This window comes from Photobacterium sp. GB-210, assembly GCF_003026075.1.
Taxonomy (GTDB): Bacteria; Pseudomonadota; Gammaproteobacteria; order Enterobacterales; family Vibrionaceae; genus Photobacterium.
The window spans coordinates 77,849-97,189 of sequence record NZ_PYNU01000008.1 but is presented as its reverse complement, the minus strand read 5'-3'; the positions used below and the strand labels follow the sequence as shown (position 1 = coordinate 97,189).

Genomic DNA, 19,341 nt, shown 5'->3' with positions numbered 1-19,341 from the left:
TACTATCAGTGAATCTTTTAACAGAAAATAAAATGCAGTTGGACGATTACAAAGCACTCATAGAGCAACTACTACCTGCTTATGGAAGTGAAGATTTCCACCAAGTTTTTGATAGTTTAACCAGTAATGAATCAGGGCCGATCAAACTCCGTATCAAAATGGAAATTAATCGGTTAATGGCCCCGTGCAAAAAAATCATTGATTTACGTGGTCGTGTAAAAGGTCAATGCCGCTCTTATACTTTTAATGGTCAAACCCATTGGCTTGATGATGTTGCTATTAATATTCTTCACCGCCGTAGTAAGGTCTTCAATAATCAATATTGCGTTGGTCTCTATGAGGCCTTGGTGAACACGCATAATAATTTTAGAGAATTACATCAACAAGGTGAGCGTGCAACATCGACGGAGAAAAAAGTAACCACAGAGTTATTTACCGCTAATTTGATCCGTTTTGGTCATTATCTCCATCGAGAAGAAAACCGACTGCAAATTAGCACCCCCGTAACTATCAGCATTCCTTTTAATCAACAGATCTGGGGAATGACAACGGATCTTTCTTCATCAGGAGCGAAATTTAAAGTCCCTTCGGCCTTTAGCTATCGGTTAGGACAGACTATTGATGCTTACTTCCCACAATTGGCAGAAATACACAACGAGCCTCTTTTAGAGCAACCTCATCGCTATCGGGTATTAGGCATTGATGATAACCCTGAAGACGCTAGCTTTAAATGGCTACGTCTCATTGCGCTAAGTGAAAATGAAGCGTTAAAAAAGCTGATCATCGCTAGTCAAAATAAAGGCATACTCCGCCATCGAAATAATCATGAAGATAAAATTATTCAGGCGCGTACCCAAGGCTATGAACATTGCTTTCTTAAACATACCGTCGGGCTGCCTCTCTTTTTCTCTGATACTGAGCTTAAATACGCTTTACTGACCGATCACAACCGTTATTTATGGCAATACTGGCACGATGAACGTAATCAGCCCGTGATCAATCAATTATTATCAGAGCAGCGTATTGCTTCACTTGGACATAAAGGGCTAAAGCAATCTAGCACCTTAATTTATTGCTTCCATCACGATCATCAAGGCCACCGTTATTTTTATTCTGCCGCTTTACCTGAAATGGACCAAGAACAACGCCGTATTTTTTGGCAATTAGGCTCGCACCGTGATAGTTGGCGAGTGATGCGGTTGACGGTTTCCCCTTTACGTCAACAAGAGCTTGAGAAGCTCAATGATGTTGCCCCTGAAATGATTGAGAAATTCCAAGATCTCACCCATGTTGGGGTTCTGCAAGATATCACCCATAAAAATACCCAATCAGATTATCATTTAACGCAGAAATCAACGTTATCCAGCCAAGCGATCAACCCATTTAGACATCCTAAAAATCCGGTTTGTTTGGCTGAAGCGATCCATTTTGATCCAAAACCTCAACGCAGTGAATCTCGTTTTAGCTATAAAACAACGATCTCGTTATATCAACAAGGGCAATTAATTAGCCATGGCCACTCTATCGACTTTTCGAGCCGTGGACTCAATATTAATCTTGATACGCCATTTCGCTGTAAAAAAGATGATCACGTTACGATTAAATTTGAGCAACTACAGCGCTTGGCTAAACTCGACATCTTAACCCGTATGCCCTATCAAGTGATTCGGACTAGCCCTAACGGAAAAAATATCCAACTTACGATACGAGATAGTCAAGAATCACGCGTCGGTGAAAAGTTTTTACGTAAACTTATTCAAAATAATGAAGAAAGGTTCGCTCTTTGTGAGGAGCAACTTCCCTCGCCTGCTATGTTACTTGCTATGCACCAAATGCTATTAACCCGCTTAAATAGCATTCCTTATTTTGCCGAAAAGATAGATCACAAAATAAAAGTCAAAGCTGTTGGATCAAACTTTCCACTGTCGCCACTCGCTGATATTTTTTATCAGCTGGGCGAGCAAAAACATTTTGAACTTGGCTTACTGTTTAAGCGTCGAGTAAAAGAAATGTTAGCGTATCCAATGCGCCCTATCGAGAATATACGTGAACCTTATGTCCATGAACTCTATATCGCTTTTGAGCAAATTGATGGCAAGGTAAAAAAGATAGCAGTTAAAGCTAGCTATGAGTTTGAAAGCGTCGAAGAGCGTATTCGCTTTATCTCATTTGCACGAAAAAGCGGTAGCTTTATCGCTATTCGTGTCACCGCCTTACCTATTTTTAATCCTTTAACAGCATTAATTGGTGAAAAACTGAGTGAATTAGCGCGTTTAACTCTCCATCGAGCACGAGCTTTAGAAGCCGAATTTATTTCTTTGATCGGTTGCGGCGAAATCTTTGATATAACAGATGAAGTGTTAGTTCGATTAGAGATCAGCTAATAACGCTTTTCTTTAGCCATTAAAAAAGCCGTTGATCGTTTCTATAATAAATAGAGACAATCAACGGCTTTTTATCTATTTCTAAATGGCTTACCAGCTTAGTCGTTGCGGTACGAGCGATGCTGATAAGATACATAAAATACCACCGAGATCAGCGTGGCGGATCACGGCAGGTGCTTGTTGTTCAACTTTCGGTTTCGCGTGATAAGCAATCCCTAAACCTGCCGCTTTCATCATCACCAGATCATTTGCTCCATCACCTACAGCGACCGTATTGTGTGGTTCGATATCATATTGCTCAGCAAGACTTTGCAAGATATTCGCTTTTGCTTGCGCATCCACCACATCACCAAGAACATTCCCCGTTAATTTACCATCAACGATTTCTAATTGATTTGAGAACGCCCCAACTAAGTCTAACTCTTGCTGTAAATAATCAGAGAAATAAGTAAAGCCACCCGACGCAATCGCGACTTTCCAGCCATAGGCATGCAATGTTGCCACTACTTCACGCATCTCAGGCATAAAGGGTAAGTTTTCTTTTACTTGAGCCAATATCGCTTCATCGGCACCTTCGAGTGTACCAACACGTTGACGTAAACTCTGCTCAAAATCGAGTTCACCTTGCATCGCTCGCTCTGTCACTTCAGCGACTTGCTCTCCCACACCAGCTAACTTAGCGATTTCATCAATACATTCAATTTGAATCGCGGTAGAGTCCATATCAAAAACAACTAAACCTGGCTCCGCTAACTCAGGAAGATCGGAAAGCTGGAAGTAATCTAACTGTAATTCAGCCAGTGTTTGCTCTGCTTGCTCAGTAAGATCATTCGCGATCGTGAAAACATCATAAGATCCCACTTTCCAGCCGGCCAGCAATTGAAGATCACCGTGTACTGCACTATTTAATAATTCAACATCATAATGGCTAATATTTTTCCCATAAAATAACCATTGCGCTTGGCGTTTATCACCATTGGTTACCGTTAATAATTGTGGGAAACGTTTATACAGCGTGGGGTGTTTTTTTATTTTCAGCACGTACTCAATATCCATATTATTTATCCTAAAAGTAACTTATTGCTATATTACGATGATTTAAATGGCAATATCGTAATAATGGTGCAATTTGTCGCTACTTCTTTACAAACTACCGATACTGATAGTGAAGAGCAACCCAAAAATGTTACTAAACTGTAATGAAACATAGTTAATTTTCACTTATTTATCTTAAATAAATACAATAAAAAGAGTAATTATTTATGACTAAATATCAGAACGGACATTTAACCATCTGTTTTTATTACTAATAAATCAAATAAACAGGGATATTCTTAACGACTCTATTATCGTGTAAAATACCATCAGAACACAGCAAAGGTTAACTCGATGATAAAGTGGAAAAAGAAACGCTGGCAACATCTAGGACGGCTTTCTGTTCTCCTATTATGTGGCTTAGTATTAATTGGAATGCTGGAATACAGCGCGCTCTTAACCCAGCGTAACTACCAAATGCTAAGTGAGCAAACTCAAACATTATCACGTATGTTAGTACGACAAGCGGCAGAAAATGCAGCCAGTGATATTACGGATAATAACCAAGATAAATTACAAAAATTGGTGAATAACTTATCCGATGAGCCATTAATTTTGGACGCCACTATCTACAATATTGAAGGTGTGACCTTGGCGAAAACCGATAACTCAATGCCATTGACACAACTAACGGGGCTATCAACACCGCTTGCGATGGCCAGCATTGGTCGCCAGCAAATTGTTGAGCCTATTTTTGCTAATAAGCATGTGATTGGTTTTGTTCGTATTACGCTTGAGCACAATAAGTTGTTAGCTCATGCCAAAGACCAAATTCATTATATGACCCGTATTATTCGAGGCTTAACATTGGCTTCATTAATGATTGGATTGTTGCTTGCTTTTACCTTCGGTCGCAGAAAGGATATTTGGCACTTTCCGTTTTTTCTTACGGCAAACGCGAAAGATTAAATACGGTTGTTAATCGCAGACAAATTAACAAGATAAAAAAAACGGAAACAGCCGAGCTGTTTCCGTTTTTTTGTGCGTAATCAGTAAAGATTATGCTTCTGCATCACCTAGGATCACAGAATCTAACGCGATTTCAATCATCTCGTTGAATGTTAATTGACGCTCTTCCGATGTTGTTGCTTCGCCACGTAGGATGTGATCAGAAACAGTACAGATAGTTAGTGCTTTAGCACCAAACTCAGCTGCAACACCATAGATACCAGCCGCTTCCATCTCAACACCAACGATGCCGTACTTATCCATTGTTTTGAAGAATTCAAAATCAGGATTGTAGAACAGATCAGCAGAGAAGATATTACCCACTTTAACTGGGATACCTTTCGCTTTTGCTGCATCTACCGCATTTTGTACCATGCCGAAATCAGCAATCGCTGCAAAGTCATGACCGCCAAAACGAATACGGTTTACTTTAGAATCTGTTGATGCGCCCATACCGATAACAACATCACGTAACTTAACGTCATCACGTACAGCACCACAACTACCCACACGAATGATTTTCTTCACACCAAAATCTTTAATTAATTCTGTTGCGTAGATAGAACATGATGGAATACCCATACCATGGCCCATAACTGAGATCGTGCGACCTTTGTATGTGCCCGTGAAGCCTAACATACTACGTACGTTACATACTTCTTTTGCATCATCTAGGAAAGTTTCAGCGATGTATTTAGCACGTAGCGGATCGCCCGGCATTAAAACGACATCTGCAAAATCACCCATTTCAGCATTAATATGTGGAGTAGCCATAGTTGTATCCTTTTCCTAATTTTAGTTAGCTGTCAGTGTTGAAAATTAATCACTAACGTTTAGCTAAACATGCTGTGATTGCCGACATTATAAAGTGGAAAATGCTGAACAATCATGTCTTTTAAAGAATAAATAAGGGTAAATAAGATTTACCCTTATTTTAAATTTTAGTTATAGAAACGACTTACCGTATTCCATATCTGTTGTACCGAAGTACTCAGCTAGGCTCTGACCAATATCAGCAAAGCTTTCACGTAAACCTAATGAGCCCGGCTTAACTTTAGGACCCGATACCAATACTGGAATGTGTTCACGAGTATGATCTGTGCCCGGCCATGTTGGATCACAACCATGATCGGCGGTAATGATCAGTACATCGTCACCTTGAAGTAACGCTAAAATCTCAGGAAGACGGCGATCGAAATACTCAAGCGCAGCCGCATAACCCGCAACATTACGACGGTGACCGTAGGCTGAATCAAAATCAACAAAGTTGGTAAATATAATAGTGTTGTCACCCGCTTGTTTCATTTGTTCAAGTGTTGCATCAAATAAAGCAGGAATACCTGTCGCTTTTACTTTGCTTGAAATACCACAGCCGGCATAGATATCAGAAATTTTACCAATCGATACCACTTCACCTTGTTTTTCATCAACAAGCTTTTGCAAGATCGTTGCTGCTGGCGGCTCAAGCGACAAGTCACGGCGATTCCCTGTACGCTCAAATTGACCTTTACCCGCACCGATAAATGGACGCGCGATAACACGACCAATGTTGTAATCTTCTAGCTCTTCACGCGCAATTTGGCAAAGCTCTAATAAACGCTCTAAACCGAATGTTTCTTCATGACACGCAATTTGGAATACTGAGTCAGCAGACGTATAGAAGATAGGCATCCCTGTCTTCATGTGCTCTTCACCCAAATCATCAAGCACTTGTGTACCTGATGCATGACAGTTACCTAAGAAACTATCTAAACCTGCACGAGCAAGAATACGATCGGTCAGTTCTTTAGGAAAACTGTTTTCTTTATCGCTAAAGTAACCCCATTCAAACAATACGGGTACACCGGCAATTTCCCAGTGACCAGACGGTGTGTCCTTACCAGAAGAAAGTTCTTGCGCATGGCCATAAGCACCAGTGATCTCGGAATTTGGATCCATGCCTTCAGGGAAGCTACCGCATGATTCTTCACACGCTTTCGCTAAACCAAGTTTAGTTAAATTAGGTAAGTGTAATGGACCGTTGCGATCGCCATTATTGGCTTCGCCACGCGCACACGCCTGTGCTATATGGCCTAAGGTATTTGCACCTACATCACCAAATTTATCAGCGTCTGCAGAGGCACCAATACCAAAAGAATCTAGCACTAAAATAATTGAACGTTTCATCGTTACTCCATTACACATCTTGTTTGGTGATACGTCGGTAAACTTCAGGTGTCGCTTCAGGTTTGTTCTCATTCACCGTAATATTACTGCGAATCGCTTTCGCTGCTTCTTCCCATTGCGCTTCAGTACGAGCATGTACCATTGCAAGAGGGGTATCAGCGTAAACTTCATCACCTAAACGGATCATGTTGCTAAAACCAACCGCATAGTCAATATTATCGCTAGCAACACGACGACCACCGCCCATACCAACAACCGCCATACCTAAGCCACGCGTATCCATAGCATGAGCAAAACCTGTTGTTTCAGCAAATACTGGTTTTACAATCTCAGTTTTCTCTAAATAGTTGTCATAATTCTCGATAAAATCAGTAGGGCCACCTAAGCCTGCTACCATTTTACCAAACCGCTCAGCGGCTTGACCGTTGTCTAATACGGCCTGTAGTTTTACACGCGCTTGTTGGGTATCAGCTGCTAATTTACTGATCACTAACATTTCAGCACACAGTGCCATGGTGACTTCAAACAAACGAGAGTTACGGTATTCACCAGTTAGAAACTGGACCGCTTCACGCACTTCAACTGCGTTACCCGCACTTGATGCTAATACTTGGTTCATGTCGGTTAGCAATGCAGATGTACATGTACCCGCACCATTTGCCACTGCTACAATTGATTTCGCAAGCTCTTCAGAGGCTTGGTAAGTTGGCATGAAAGCACCAGAGCCTACTTTCACATCCATGACGAGGTAATCTAAGCCCGCCGCCAATTTCTTCGATAAAATAGAAGCGGTAATAAGTGAGATATTATCAACCGTCGCGGTTACATCACGAGTTGCGTACACACGTTTATCCGCAGGTGCTAAATCACCGGTCTGACCAATAATTGCCACACCGGCTTCTTTGGTTACTTTACCGAAAACGTCATTGGTTGGTGTGATGTTATAACCAGGGATAGCTTCTAACTTATCTAATGTCCCCCCTGTATGACCTAAGCCACGACCAGAGATCATCGGTACATAACCACCACATGCTGCCACCATTGCACCTAGCATCAGTGAAGTAACATCACCGACACCGCCAGTTGAGTGCTTATCAACAATGGGACCATCAAAGTGCATGTATCCCCAATCAATCACCATGCCTGAATCACGCATCGCACAAGTTAAGGCAACGCGCTCATCCATCGTCATATCATTAAAATAAATCGCCATTGCAAATGCGGCGATTTGGCCTTCAGAGACGGTGTCTTTCGCTACACCTTGAATGAAAAAGTTAATTTCATCGGCGCTTAATTCAATATTGTCACGCTTTTTACGAATGATTTCTTGAGGTAAGTACATGCTGTTCCTCTTATTTTTAATTCAGCGAAGTAGGGTCACCAATGCTTAAATTGTGTTTTATTTTGCTTTATTTCTAAATTTTAGGTGCAAAAAAGACAACAACCGCGAAAATGCAGTGCTGGAAAAAGCCAATTCAAGAATTAGTACGGCATTTATAATGCCGACAAAGAGTTAAAACAAGGTGGCACATCACCACCTTGTTTACAAAGGATTAGTAGCCGCCTTGCGCCGCTTCTTCACCTTCACCTAGTGTGTGTAACAAATTAGCAAGTAAGCTCGATGCACCAAAACGGTAGTGACGGCTATCAGCCCACTCTGCACCAAGAATATCATCAGCCATTGCTAAGTATTGCTGTGCATCTTCAGCAGTACGAACACCACCAGCAGGCTTAAAGCCAACAGTTTTAGCAACGCCCATATCTTTGATCACGTTAAGCATGATTTGTGCGTATTCTGGTGTTGCATTAACAGGCACTTTACCGGTTGAGGTTTTAATAAAATCAGCACCAGCTTTAATTGAGATTTCAGATGCTTGCTTAATTAGCGCTTCAGTTTTTAGCTCACCCGTTTCGATAATGACTTTAAGCAGTACGTTATCACCACATGCCGCTTTACATTGCTTCACAAGTTCAAAGCCAACCTCTGCATTACCCGCCATAAGTGCGCGGTATGGGAATACTACGTCTACTTCGTCAGCACCGTAAGCCACTGCCGCTTTGGTTTCTGCAACAGCAATCTCGATATCATCATTACCATGTGGGAAGTTCGTTACCGTTGCAATACGTACATCTGGCGTACCTTGCTCACGTAGTTGCTTTTTCGCTACTGGGATAAAGCGAGGGTAAATACACACTGCTGCAGTATTACCAACCACTGTTTTTGCATTCTTACAAAGCTCGATCACTTTTGCGTCAGTGTCGTCGTCATTCAGTGTTGTTAAATCCATTAATTTAAGTGCACGTAGTGCAGCAGTTTTTAAATCGCTCATGACTATCTCCAGTCGTAATATTACATTTAAAGCGCTTAGCTATAAGGCTCTAAATATCAGTATAAACGAAGGTAAAGCGCTAATGATTATTCATTAGGCTACCGAATGCAGTAAGAACTACTGCAACAAATGAGCGGACTTGATTCCTTGAAGTTTTAGTAAGTGAATACTTACCAAATGACTTATCCCTATTCCCGCGCAAGAGCCGAACAACTCGAACGCTCTTACAAATCGCTGTATTTGTTAGGCTCAATAATAGCAAGACCGCCGTCTTAAGCCTATCAAACTTATGTTTCCACCAGTGGATAATGTGTTTACTAAAATAGAGAATCAGAAACAGTTAATGAGCACTTCTGACGTCACTATTTACTGCTGAGTCTGATACTACCTATCTCAACACACTTATAATCTTTAGCATAAGAATAGCAGAGTGGAATATAAGAAAAGGGAACGCAATCGATTTTATGAAGTTAATTTAGAACAATAGCCATAATGTTTACTTTTTCTGTTGATAACCAAAAGTATCAGGCATAAAAAAACGCCCCAATTTTCATTGAGGCGTTCTTCTTTATTCAGTTATCTCTGCCATTACATTGCTAAAGAGATAAACAGACCAGCAATCGTTGCAGACATTAGGTTAGATAATGTACCTGCTGCTACTGCCTTCATACCAAAGCGAGCAATCTCTGCACGGCGACTTGGAGCAAGGCCACCTAGACCACCAAGTAGGATTGCAACCGATGATAGGTTTGCGAAACCACATAGTGCGAATGAGATGATAGCTTTCGTCTTCTCAGTCATTGCAACACCTGTTTGTGCTACAACCATACCGCCATCTGCCACGTCTTTTAAGTACGGTGCAAAGTTTAAGTAAGCCACGAATTCGTTAACAACAATCTTCTGACCAATGAATGAACCCGCCACTTGTGCTTCACCCCATGGCACACCAATTAGGTACGCAAGTGGTGCGAAAATGTAACCTAGGATAAGTTCTAGTGTCAGCTGAGGCATACCAAACCAACCACCAATGCCACCTAGCATACCGTTGATTAGTGCGATTAGACCGATGAATGCTAGTAGCATCGCACCTACGTTTAGCGCAAGCTGCATACCTGATGATGCACCGGCCGCTGCTGCGTCAATAACGTTAGCTGGTTTTTCAACGCCTTCTTCGTCGACACCGGCAATCTGCTCTACAGGCTGCTCTGTTTCTGGCTTGATGATTTTAGCAAACAATAAACCACCAGGGGCTGCCATGAATGATGCTGCAATTAGGTACTCTAGAGGAACACCCATTGATGCGTAACCTGCAAGTACACCACCAGCAACTGACGCCAAACCACCACACATTACTGCAAATAGCTCAGACTGAGTCATTTTAGGAATGAATGGACGAACAACTAGTGGCGCTTCTGTTTGACCAACAAAAATGTTTGCTGTCGCTGACATAGATTCAGCGTGAGAAGTACCCAATACTTTACGTAGACCACCACCAAGGATGTTGATAACAATTTGCATCACACCTAGGTAGTAAAGAACACTGATCAACGCGGAAAAGAAAACAATAACAGGAAGAACGCGTAGTGCGAATACGAAGCCGCCACCACCGAACACTTCAAACATTTTGTCCGATGTTAGACCGCCAAATAGGAAATTGATACCGTCATTACCATAAGCAATAACATTAGCAACTGCCTGAGACATGCCATATAGCACATCACGACCAACTGGTACATAAAGAACGAATGCACCTAATAAAAATTGGATAGCGAACGCGCCTCCAACAGTACGTAGATTAATTGCTTTACGGTTGTCTGATAGTAGTACCGCAATAAGTAGCAGTACAACCATCCCAACCAGGCTCATAAACATGCTCATGGTTTATGTATATCCTATTAAGTTAAGTTTGGCGTCTCGACAATTCGGCTCTATTAAGAGTCGGGCGCATTATACCCATCGATGCGCGGACAAAGTAATGCTAAGTTCACAATTTTGATGCCACAATCATGAAAGAGTTAATCGATACGTGAACACCATCACAAAAAGTTCACCCGTGAAACGCAAACGTTTTACGCAATCGTTTACCTTTTGCACCAAGATCACGATGGGATTTTGAAAAGTTCATGTGCCGTTAAGGTTGTCGCTTCAGTGACAGACTCGATACTTATCCCTTTAAGAGACGCAACAGTATTCATTACATAAGCGATTCTTTCCGGTCTGTTCGGCTGACCTTGGAAACCACAGACGGGCATATCTGGCGCATCGGTTTCTAACACAATCTCAGAGAGAGGTAATTTCGCGATAGTCTCTCGCGTTTTTTTCGCACGCTCATAGGTGATAGTACCGCCAACACCAATTTTTAAGCCTAGATCTATTAATTGAACCGCTTGCTGATAACTGCCACTAAACCCATGATAGACCCCACCTTGAGATGGCGTATCTGCTCTTATGGCTCGTACTAATTCAGGAAAGGCTTTGCGGCAATGCAAAATAATCGGCAGTCGATAGATATTCGCTAACTGTAATTGTGCTTGTAACCGTGTTTGTTGTAATTCTCTATCAAGGGTTTCAATGGCAAAATCTAATCCACATTCACCTACGGCAACACATTTTGAATATGGTTGTTGAAGTGCTTCCTTCAACTCAAAATGTAAACGCTGACAAACATCACTCGTATGCTCAGCACTAAAGAAAGGATGAATACCTAAACCGTAATAAAGTGCGGGATAGCGCTGACATAACAGCTGTACTTTAGCCCAATTCGATTGCCCTACCGTTGGGATCACTATCTGGTTAACCCCTCCCTCTTGCGCCAATGTCAATGCTCGCTTTGGGTCATCATTAAAGGGGGGGAAATCAAAATGGCAGTGGGTATCTATCATAAATATTCCTGTAGTAACTAATACGTAAATAGTGATGATTCAATATAATCTTAATATTATTTCTAACTACCCTTAATGATTCTTATACACCTAGATTGAGTCTCGCGCTAAAATCAGCGACAATAAGCAGTAACTCACTCCATTCATTCTGTTCTGTTGCTTTGCTTGATGTAATACGGCAGCAACGGAGTACTTTTATTAAAAAAGAACACGCTAATGTCGCAAACTCAGTTTCAGGGCGAAGTATCAAAACGTCGTACTTTCGCTATCATCTCTCACCCCGATGCGGGTAAGACCACCATTACTGAAAAAGTACTGTTATTCGGAAACGCTATCCAAAAAGCCGGTACAGTAAAAGGCCGTGGTTCAAACCAACACGCCAAGTCAGACTGGATGGAGATGGAAAAAGAACGTGGTATCTCGGTAACTACATCTGTAATGCAGTTCCCATATAACGAGTGCCTAGTAAACCTTCTTGATACTCCAGGACACGAAGACTTCTCTGAAGATACTTACCGTACCCTAACCGCTGTTGACTCATGTTTAATGGTTATCGATGCGGCAAAAGGTGTCGAGGATCGTACTCGTAAGTTAATGGAAGTGACGCGTCTACGTGATACACCGATTGTTACTTTCATGAACAAATTGGACCGTGATATTCGTGATCCAATGGAGCTTCTTGATGAAGTAGAAAATGAATTAGGTATGGCTTGTGCCCCTATTTCATGGCCTATCGGTTGTGGTAAAGAATTCAAAGGTGTTTACCATATCCACCGTGATGAAACGATCTTATACAGCACAGGTCAAGGCCACACAATTCAAGAGCAACGCATCATTAAAGGATTGGAAAATTCTGATCTTGATGAAGCTGTTGGTACAGAGCTTGCGGAACAACTTCGTGAAGAGCTTGAGCTTGTAATGGGCGCATCAAATGAATTTGATGAAGAGCTATTTTTAGCTGGTGAACTAACACCAGTATTTTTCGGTACCGCACTGGGTAACTTTGGTGTTGATCACATGCTTGATGGCTTAACGGCATGGGCACCAGCACCACTTTCTCGCCAAGCGAATGAGCGTGAAGTTGAAGCAACAGAAGAGAAGTTTTCTGGCTTCGTATTTAAGATCCAAGCAAACATGGATCCTAAACACCGTGACCGTATTGCCTTTATGCGTATTGTATCGGGTACTTACACCCAAGGTATGAAGATGAACCATGTTCGTACTGGCAAAAATGTAAGTATTTCTGATGCGGTAACATTTATGGCAGGTGATCGTTCTCGCGCAGAAACGGCTTATGCTGGTGATATTATCGGCCTACATAACCACGGTACGATTCAAATTGGTGATACCTTCACTCAAGGTGAAAGCCTGAAGTTCGCAGGTATTCCTAACTTCGCACCAGAATTATTCCGTCGTATTCGTCTTAAAGATCCACTAAAGCAAAAGCAGCTATTAAAAGGTCTGGTACAGCTTTCAGAAGAAGGTGCGGTACAGGTATTCCGCCCACTACAAAACAACGATTTGATCGTTGGTGCGGTTGGTGTACTTCAGTTTGATGTGGTTGTTGCCCGTCTTAAAGCGGAATATAACGTTGAAGCAATCTATGAAGGCGTTAATGTAGCAACTGCGCGTTGGGTTGAGTGTAATGACGTGAAAAAACTCGAAGAGTTTAAGCGTAAGAACCAATCTAACCTTGCTCTAGATGGTGGCGATAATCTCTCTTATATCGCCCCAACGATGGTTAACTTAAACCTTGCAAAAGAGCGTTTCCCTGAAGTTGATTTCCGTGCAACTCGTGAGCACTAATCACCTCAGCTAGCTAGAACAAAGCCGAGCATCACGCTCGGCTTTTTTATATCACTTTCTCACTGATTATTGGCCTAACCAAAAGGCATAAACATATACGCCATGATCAAGGCATCTTCACGCCCATTTTCCGTTGGGTAGTAATCAATACGGCGGTTAGTTTCATTAAAGCCAGTTGCTTCATAAAGTTTATACGCACCGGTATTACTCTCTCGGACTTCTAACCAAATCTCTTCCGCTTGCTTGGCTTCTAACGCATCAATAAAACCATTGAGTAACACTTTGCCATATCCCTTTCGTTGATGAGCAGGATCAATAGCAATATTTAACAGTGTTCCTTCACCCGCGACTAATTGACCAAAGCAGTACCCTACTACCTGATCATCAACGACTAACACATAGTTTGCTGCAATACGATTTGGCTCTTTACGGATCATCGACTCTGCCCATGGAAAAGCATGAGCCGCTTGTTCAATACGCCAAACATCATCAACATGCTGGGTGTCTAATGGAATAATTTTATACGTCATAACTACAGATCTGTTGCCATAATGCTTTCTTCGATGAAGGATCATTATGCATTAAGTGTAAAGATACGGAATTTAATACCTGACAGCCTGTCGGGTGAGCCCCTTGGCAACCAGCAAACCAACACCATGTTAAATAATGCTCACCGACTTGTTCAACGGCTTCAAGCGGTAAACATAATGCTTGTTCTGGCGTTAGTTTCATACTGCTCAGGATCCGTCCGAAGAGCCAAGCATCATGCTCATTAAGCTCATCATTGGTTATCAGTAGTAACTTGCAATGTTCAGGTAGATCGATAACAGGGATCTCTTGATTGGGAAATATTTCAGGCTTTCTAACCTGCCAATAAGTGAGTCCCATTTCTTGTAGAACCTGAATATCACGTTGTTTCATTCCACACCTGCTATCTTTTCTATCAATCACAGCATGTCTTGAGCACGCTATGAGGAGCAATGAGCGCAGATCCTACCAAATTACGTATCGGTTGTACTCATAAAGCTTACTCAAAACAGAGATAAAAAAATACCGGCTCTAGGCCGGTATTTCTCTCACATAAAATCAACTTAGTCGTGATAACGTTGTGCTAATTCATTGGCAGCAATCACCGCTTGGTACACTTGCTCTGCACTCACAGCAACAGGCATATTACTCATTGAGCCGCTTGGTGAACAGGCAAGATCAACAATCTGACGCCAATCATCTTCAACCCATTCATTAATACCAAAATCAGCCAATGTCAGTGGTAACCCTGCCATTTTTATCACGTAAATTACATTCTCTATTTCTTCAATATCGGCTTCCTCTAGTACTAATTGTACTAATAGACCAAATGCTACTTTTTCACCATGTTGAATATAATTAAACTTCTCAAGTGATGACATGCCATTACAAATCGCATGTGCACACGCAATGCCGCCTGATTCTGCCGCCACACCGCTTAAATACACAATGGCTTCTACCATTTCTTCTAAGGCCGGTGTAACTTCCTGACGGCGAACAGCTTCCATCGCCATTTCAACGTTATCGACAATCAACTCATAACACATAAGAGCCATACCGAGTCCGGTACGTGACACACGTTTTTGTACTAGATTAAGTCCAGCAGCGTAACAACAAGCACGCGTTTCAAAAAAGGTTGCTATCGCATCACCAATACCCGCGGCAAAATATTTTTCCGGCGCTTGAGCAATAATACGAGTATCTGCTAATACCACATCAGGGTTTTGCGGCAATAACAAATAACGATCAAATTCACCACTATCTTTATAAATAACAGACACCGCGGTACAAGGTGCATCACTTGAGGCTATTGTTGGGAAGATCACCACTGATGCATTGCTATAATGCGCAACGGCTTTCGCCACATCCATGGTTTTACCACCACCAATACCAACAACAACATTGGCATTTTGTGTTGTGGCTATCTTACGTAAACGTTCAATTTCATTATCAGTACATTCATACTGAAATTTCTCGCAATATGCCTTGATCCCCGCGAGTTCTAAACAAGGCAACGCTTCTTGTTGAACACGATCTAAAATGAAATCATCACAAATCAATAAGGCATTATTGCCAAAGTCTTTTATAAAAACATCAAGTTGAGAAAGTAAATCTTGACCAATAATGAATTTTTTTGGCGATGTGATGCTGCGAGGGATCATCGGTGACAGTCCTAATTATATTTATATAAATAACAAACTATCACGATGTAGTAATTAGCTATATGTAGAAATTAGATATCTTACTTCTCAATACTAATGATTTTTCAATATAAAAAGCACAGCGTAGTATCGCTGTGCTTTCATTGTCAGGCGTTAAAGCATTAATCAATAAATACGTACGATGTATTTATTGTGCGTTGAATTCGTTACAGTATTCAACTTTACCTTGATATTGTGCGACGGATTCAGGAAAAACTTCATAAACCATAAACGTATTTTCTGTATCAGGCAAAGTAGCAGTAAGTTGATGATCAACGGCTTTTGTAAAACCCGCTTTTTCATAATATTCAGAATTTCCCACCGCCACTATAACGGGATAATCAAAATCAGCGAGTACACTTTTTGCTTCTTCAAGCAACGTCAAACCAATTCCCTGATTTTGGTAATCATCACGAACCGCTAAAGGCGCGAGGCCTTGCCAATTGGTGTCAACACCATCAACCGTTACAGGGCTAAAAAAGGCATAACCCACCACTTCACCTTCATCATTACACGCCACCAGCGATAGGGTTCGATTTCCATTTTCGCGTAACGCCATAACAAGTTTAGCTTCAGCATCAGTGGGAAATACGGCTTTTAATAGCGTATCAATCGTTAAGATATCAGCGGGAGCTTCGGATCTAATGAGCATTTAAGGCCTCTTGGGCAGCACTGCGATCATGCATACCTTGATGAATGAAATCGGCAGATTGCTGCAAAATAAATTTCACAGGAGCAGGTAAAGAATCAAGATCGATACTATCCATCAAGTTTTTAACTTCTAGCCCTAACTCAGTATCCCCTTCAATTCGAAGACGACGTTGGAAGAACAGTGTATCAGGATCTTCTTTCCGTGCAGCAATAAGTACTAAATCATTACACTCACCACTGAAACTCACATCTTCTTGTTCACAAGATTCCGCTACAACTAACTTTTCATTTTCGTAACTTATAAACCACTGTAAGCCTAAATCACGCACTTCAACTTTAAGCCAACGATCTTCTAAAAACTCAAAATCACCATCCTCTAGTGCCTCTTTGAAAACCATAGCTAAGCCATCCAACATCACTTTTTTCTGAAGCGAAAAAGGTGTCAGTTTGGCCGGTACACGCAGTAATGAAGGACCATGTTGAACGAGTTGTTTTCGAAGTTGAGCAATCACTATGATTTATTCCTGTTTAAAATCGCACTTAGTCTTCGATTGTATGGCAAGAACGCTATTTCGTTTTATGCCTTGAGTCAAAAAAAATGCTTCTGTTTCAGCAAAGTTGATAATAATTTTCGCTATGTTGTACATATTCGAGTTAGAGTACATAGATAAATGAAAATACGATTGCCTACTATTCAGCAATGCACATATCCGCACAAATCATGGAGAATGGTGACGACATGCCAACAGAGCAACTAGATTATTGGTTTCCTTTGCTGACGGATAATAGCCCCTTCTTTTTTGCCATCCTTGATCGCCAACATAACTATCACTCGGTAAATAATCGCTTTAGTGAAGTTAGTGGTCTTGAGCGAGAAGAATTACTCGGCAATAACGACACCAATGTCTTCGGTCAACATTATTATCACTCCCTTAAACCTTACTATGAACGTGCATTTAATGGCGAAAGTATTGAGGCAGAAGTCGTGCTTAACGATAGCCGACATGAATCAAGTTTACACTTTAGTCTTGCTCCATTATTAGATAGCAACGGCACCGTACAACATATTATTCTACATTCCATTGATACCTCTGAACGCCAGATCCTGATCCATTCATTAGAAGAGACAGAACACCAGTTAACACAATTGAATAACTTGATCACTGAAGGCATTTGTTTAGTTGAAAATAACATTATTATTAATGCGAATGAACAAGCCGCGATCCAACTTGGTTGTCATTCAAAAAAAGAACTACTTGGTCGCCCACTGGATCAACTACTACACGATAATCAGAAACAACCTTGCACCAGTCATCGCTTAAAAAATAATGACAATAAAGAAACTATCACCTACTTCCCGATTATTCATAACGAACAGACTAAGCCTTTAAAGCTGACCATCTCTCCTGTGAAACAAATGGGGACTGAAGCGTTACTGGTGAAACTCGAAACCATTCAAGAAAAAGACAATAAGCGCCAACAAGGACAAATTGAACAACTAGTACAAATGGATCCATTAACTGGTTTGCTCAATCGTCACGGCTTTACTCGTCAATTAGACCAACTGATGAAAGCAGAAACGCCTGTCGTGATGCTCTATATTGATATTGATAACTTTAAAAATATCAATGATTCACTCGGTCACCACATTGGCGATAAAGTGCTGCAAGAAATTGCACAACGCTTACGTCGATTACTACCTGAAACCGCAATTTTGGGCTATTTAAGCGGTGATGAGTTTGCGATCCTATTACCAAACCCTGAGCATGAACGCACTGGCGAGATTATCTCAGAGCAAATCATAGCGCTGGTTAATCAACCGTTTGAGCTGCGTCACTTTAGAAAGCACTTAGCCTGCTCAATTGGAATGGTCACCTCCCCGGGGCATGGTAATGATGCACGCATGATGCTACAAAATGCCGATACCGCCATGTATGAAGCAAAACATCGAGGTCGAAATCGCTTAGTTGAATTCAATGATGCGATGAGCAAAGAAGCACGAATGCGTTTATGGCTGGAAATAGAGCTACAAAAAGCGCTGCAAAATAATGGCCTCGAAGTTTGGTATCAACCAAAAGTTAATGCCCGTGACTTTGCGATTGACGGCGCAGAAGCGTTAGTACGTTGGAAACACCCTGTCGAAGGCTATATTAGCCCTGCCCAATTTATTCCGGTCGCAGAAAGCTCTGGCTTAATTGAACAACTCGGCTGCGCAGTCATGCGTGAGGTCTTCACCACCGTCAGCCTGTGGAAAAAACGTAAATTGCTAACAGGACGAGTCGCGATTAACTTATCGCCGCAACAGTTTGGTAATTCAGGCTTAATAAACTTTGTTGATAAATTACGTTTATCAACAGATGTCAACCCTGCCGATATTACCTTTGAGCTGACAGAAAGTGCGGTAATGAGTGATGGTGAACATACCATCCAAATGCTCAATGCCATTAAGCAACTTGGCTTTGCACTGTCGATTGATGACTTTGGTACTGGGTATTCGTCACTCTCATATCTTGCGCGTTTTCCGTTAGATGAACTTAAAGTGGATCGCGCGTTTATTCAAGATATCGACACCATTCCTAAACAGGTAACCTTAATTGAAAACATCATCAACTTAGGTAAATCACTAAAAATGAGTGTGGTCGCCGAAGGGATTGAAACCCGTCAACAAGCCACACTGCTATCTAATTTAAATTGTGATTATATCCAAGGTTTCCACTTCTATCGTCCCATGCCAAAGCATGAATTAGAAGCCATTTTACTGCAAAACAAATGAGTCAAAAACACCACAAAAAAAAGGAGCAATAACGCTCCTTTTTATTAATAAAAACAACGAAAACCTGCCTAAAATCAA

The 19,341-nt window shown here is 41.4% G+C and carries 16 protein-coding genes; 4 read left to right on the top strand and 12 right to left on the bottom strand.

Annotation, left to right across the window (positions count from 1 at the left end; all coding sequences use genetic code 11):
• Window positions 1-32 precede the first annotated feature (32 nt).
• The gene (locus tag C9J38_RS11980; RefSeq protein WP_107207304.1) at window positions 33-2,384 is read left to right on the top strand and encodes a PilZ domain-containing protein; all 2,352 of its coding nucleotides are present in this window, start codon (window positions 33-35) and stop codon (window positions 2,382-2,384) included.
• 90 nt (window positions 2,385-2,474) lie between these two features.
• On the opposite strand, the gene serB is transcribed toward C9J38_RS11980, so the two are convergent.
• On the bottom strand, window positions 2,475-3,440 hold the full coding sequence (gene serB, locus C9J38_RS11975) for a phosphoserine phosphatase (RefSeq protein WP_107207303.1): 966 nt from the start codon (window positions 3,438-3,440) through the stop codon (window positions 2,475-2,477).
• A gap of 333 nt (window positions 3,441-3,773) precedes the next feature.
• Between serB and C9J38_RS11970 the strand changes: the two genes are divergently transcribed.
• A complete protein-coding gene (locus C9J38_RS11970) occupies window positions 3,774-4,388 on the top strand; it encodes a YtjB family periplasmic protein (protein ID WP_107207302.1) in 615 nt (204 codons plus the stop codon).
• Window positions 4,389-4,478: 90 nt separating this feature from the next.
• Here the strand turns inward: C9J38_RS11970 and deoD are convergent, their stop codons facing one another.
• The 6 genes from deoD to C9J38_RS11940 form a co-directional block, all read right to left on the bottom strand.
• Entirely contained in the window at window positions 4,479-5,201 is a 723-nt protein-coding gene (deoD, locus tag C9J38_RS11965; protein WP_107207301.1) for a purine-nucleoside phosphorylase, read from the bottom strand.
• A gap of 171 nt (window positions 5,202-5,372) precedes the next feature.
• Window positions 5,373-6,593: a phosphopentomutase gene (locus C9J38_RS11960; protein WP_107207300.1), complete on the bottom strand. Its 1,221-nt coding sequence runs from the start codon at window positions 6,591-6,593 to the stop codon at window positions 5,373-5,375.
• A 10-nt stretch (window positions 6,594-6,603) separates the two neighbouring features.
• Window positions 6,604-7,935, bottom strand: coding sequence for a thymidine phosphorylase (gene deoA / locus C9J38_RS11955; RefSeq protein WP_107207299.1), 1,332 nt, complete (start codon window positions 7,933-7,935; stop codon window positions 6,604-6,606).
• 211 nt (window positions 7,936-8,146) lie between these two features.
• Window positions 8,147-8,923 carry a deoxyribose-phosphate aldolase gene (gene deoC / locus C9J38_RS11950; RefSeq protein WP_107207298.1) on the bottom strand — a complete coding sequence of 259 codons (777 nt, stop codon included), beginning with the start codon at window positions 8,921-8,923 and terminating at the stop codon, window positions 8,147-8,149.
• Between the two features lie 588 nt (window positions 8,924-9,511).
• On the bottom strand, window positions 9,512-10,801 hold the full coding sequence (locus tag C9J38_RS11945) for a NupC/NupG family nucleoside CNT transporter (RefSeq protein WP_107207297.1): 1,290 nt from the start codon (window positions 10,799-10,801) through the stop codon (window positions 9,512-9,514).
• 221 nt (window positions 10,802-11,022) lie between these two features.
• Window positions 11,023-11,805, bottom strand: coding sequence for a TatD family hydrolase (locus C9J38_RS11940; RefSeq protein WP_107207296.1), 783 nt, complete (start codon window positions 11,803-11,805; stop codon window positions 11,023-11,025).
• A 216-nt stretch (window positions 11,806-12,021) separates the two neighbouring features.
• On the opposite strand from C9J38_RS11940, the gene prfC reads away from it, so the two are divergent.
• Window positions 12,022-13,611, top strand: coding sequence for a peptide chain release factor 3 (gene prfC, locus C9J38_RS11935; RefSeq protein WP_107207295.1), 1,590 nt, complete (start codon window positions 12,022-12,024; stop codon window positions 13,609-13,611).
• 74 nt (window positions 13,612-13,685) lie between these two features.
• Here prfC and rimI read toward each other — a convergent pair whose 3' ends face one another.
• The 5 genes from rimI to C9J38_RS11910 form a co-directional block, all read right to left on the bottom strand.
• Window positions 13,686-14,141 carry a ribosomal protein S18-alanine N-acetyltransferase gene (gene rimI, locus C9J38_RS11930; RefSeq protein WP_107207294.1) on the bottom strand — a complete coding sequence of 152 codons (456 nt, stop codon included), beginning with the start codon at window positions 14,139-14,141 and terminating at the stop codon, window positions 13,686-13,688.
• Window positions 14,131-14,532: a DNA polymerase III subunit psi gene (locus C9J38_RS11925; protein ID WP_107207293.1), complete on the bottom strand. Its 402-nt coding sequence runs from the start codon at window positions 14,530-14,532 to the stop codon at window positions 14,131-14,133. Before C9J38_RS11925 ends, rimI begins: the two co-directional genes overlap by 11 nt.
• Before the next feature lie 170 nt (window positions 14,533-14,702).
• Window positions 14,703-15,800 carry a glycerol dehydrogenase gene (locus tag C9J38_RS11920; protein ID WP_107207292.1) on the bottom strand — a complete coding sequence of 366 codons (1,098 nt, stop codon included), beginning with the start codon at window positions 15,798-15,800 and terminating at the stop codon, window positions 14,703-14,705.
• Between the two features lie 187 nt (window positions 15,801-15,987).
• Window positions 15,988-16,491: a GNAT family N-acetyltransferase gene (locus C9J38_RS11915; protein ID WP_107207291.1), complete on the bottom strand. Its 504-nt coding sequence runs from the start codon at window positions 16,489-16,491 to the stop codon at window positions 15,988-15,990.
• Window positions 16,481-17,002, bottom strand: coding sequence for an SCP2 domain-containing protein (locus tag C9J38_RS11910; RefSeq protein WP_107207290.1), 522 nt, complete (start codon window positions 17,000-17,002; stop codon window positions 16,481-16,483). Before C9J38_RS11910 ends, C9J38_RS11915 begins: the two co-directional genes overlap by 11 nt.
• A gap of 227 nt (window positions 17,003-17,229) precedes the next feature.
• Here C9J38_RS11910 and C9J38_RS11905 point away from each other — a divergent pair, with 227 nt between their 5' ends.
• Window positions 17,230-19,263: an EAL domain-containing protein gene (locus tag C9J38_RS11905; RefSeq protein WP_199187067.1), complete on the top strand. Its 2,034-nt coding sequence runs from the start codon at window positions 17,230-17,232 to the stop codon at window positions 19,261-19,263.
• The last annotated feature ends 78 nt before the right edge of the window (window positions 19,264-19,341 follow it).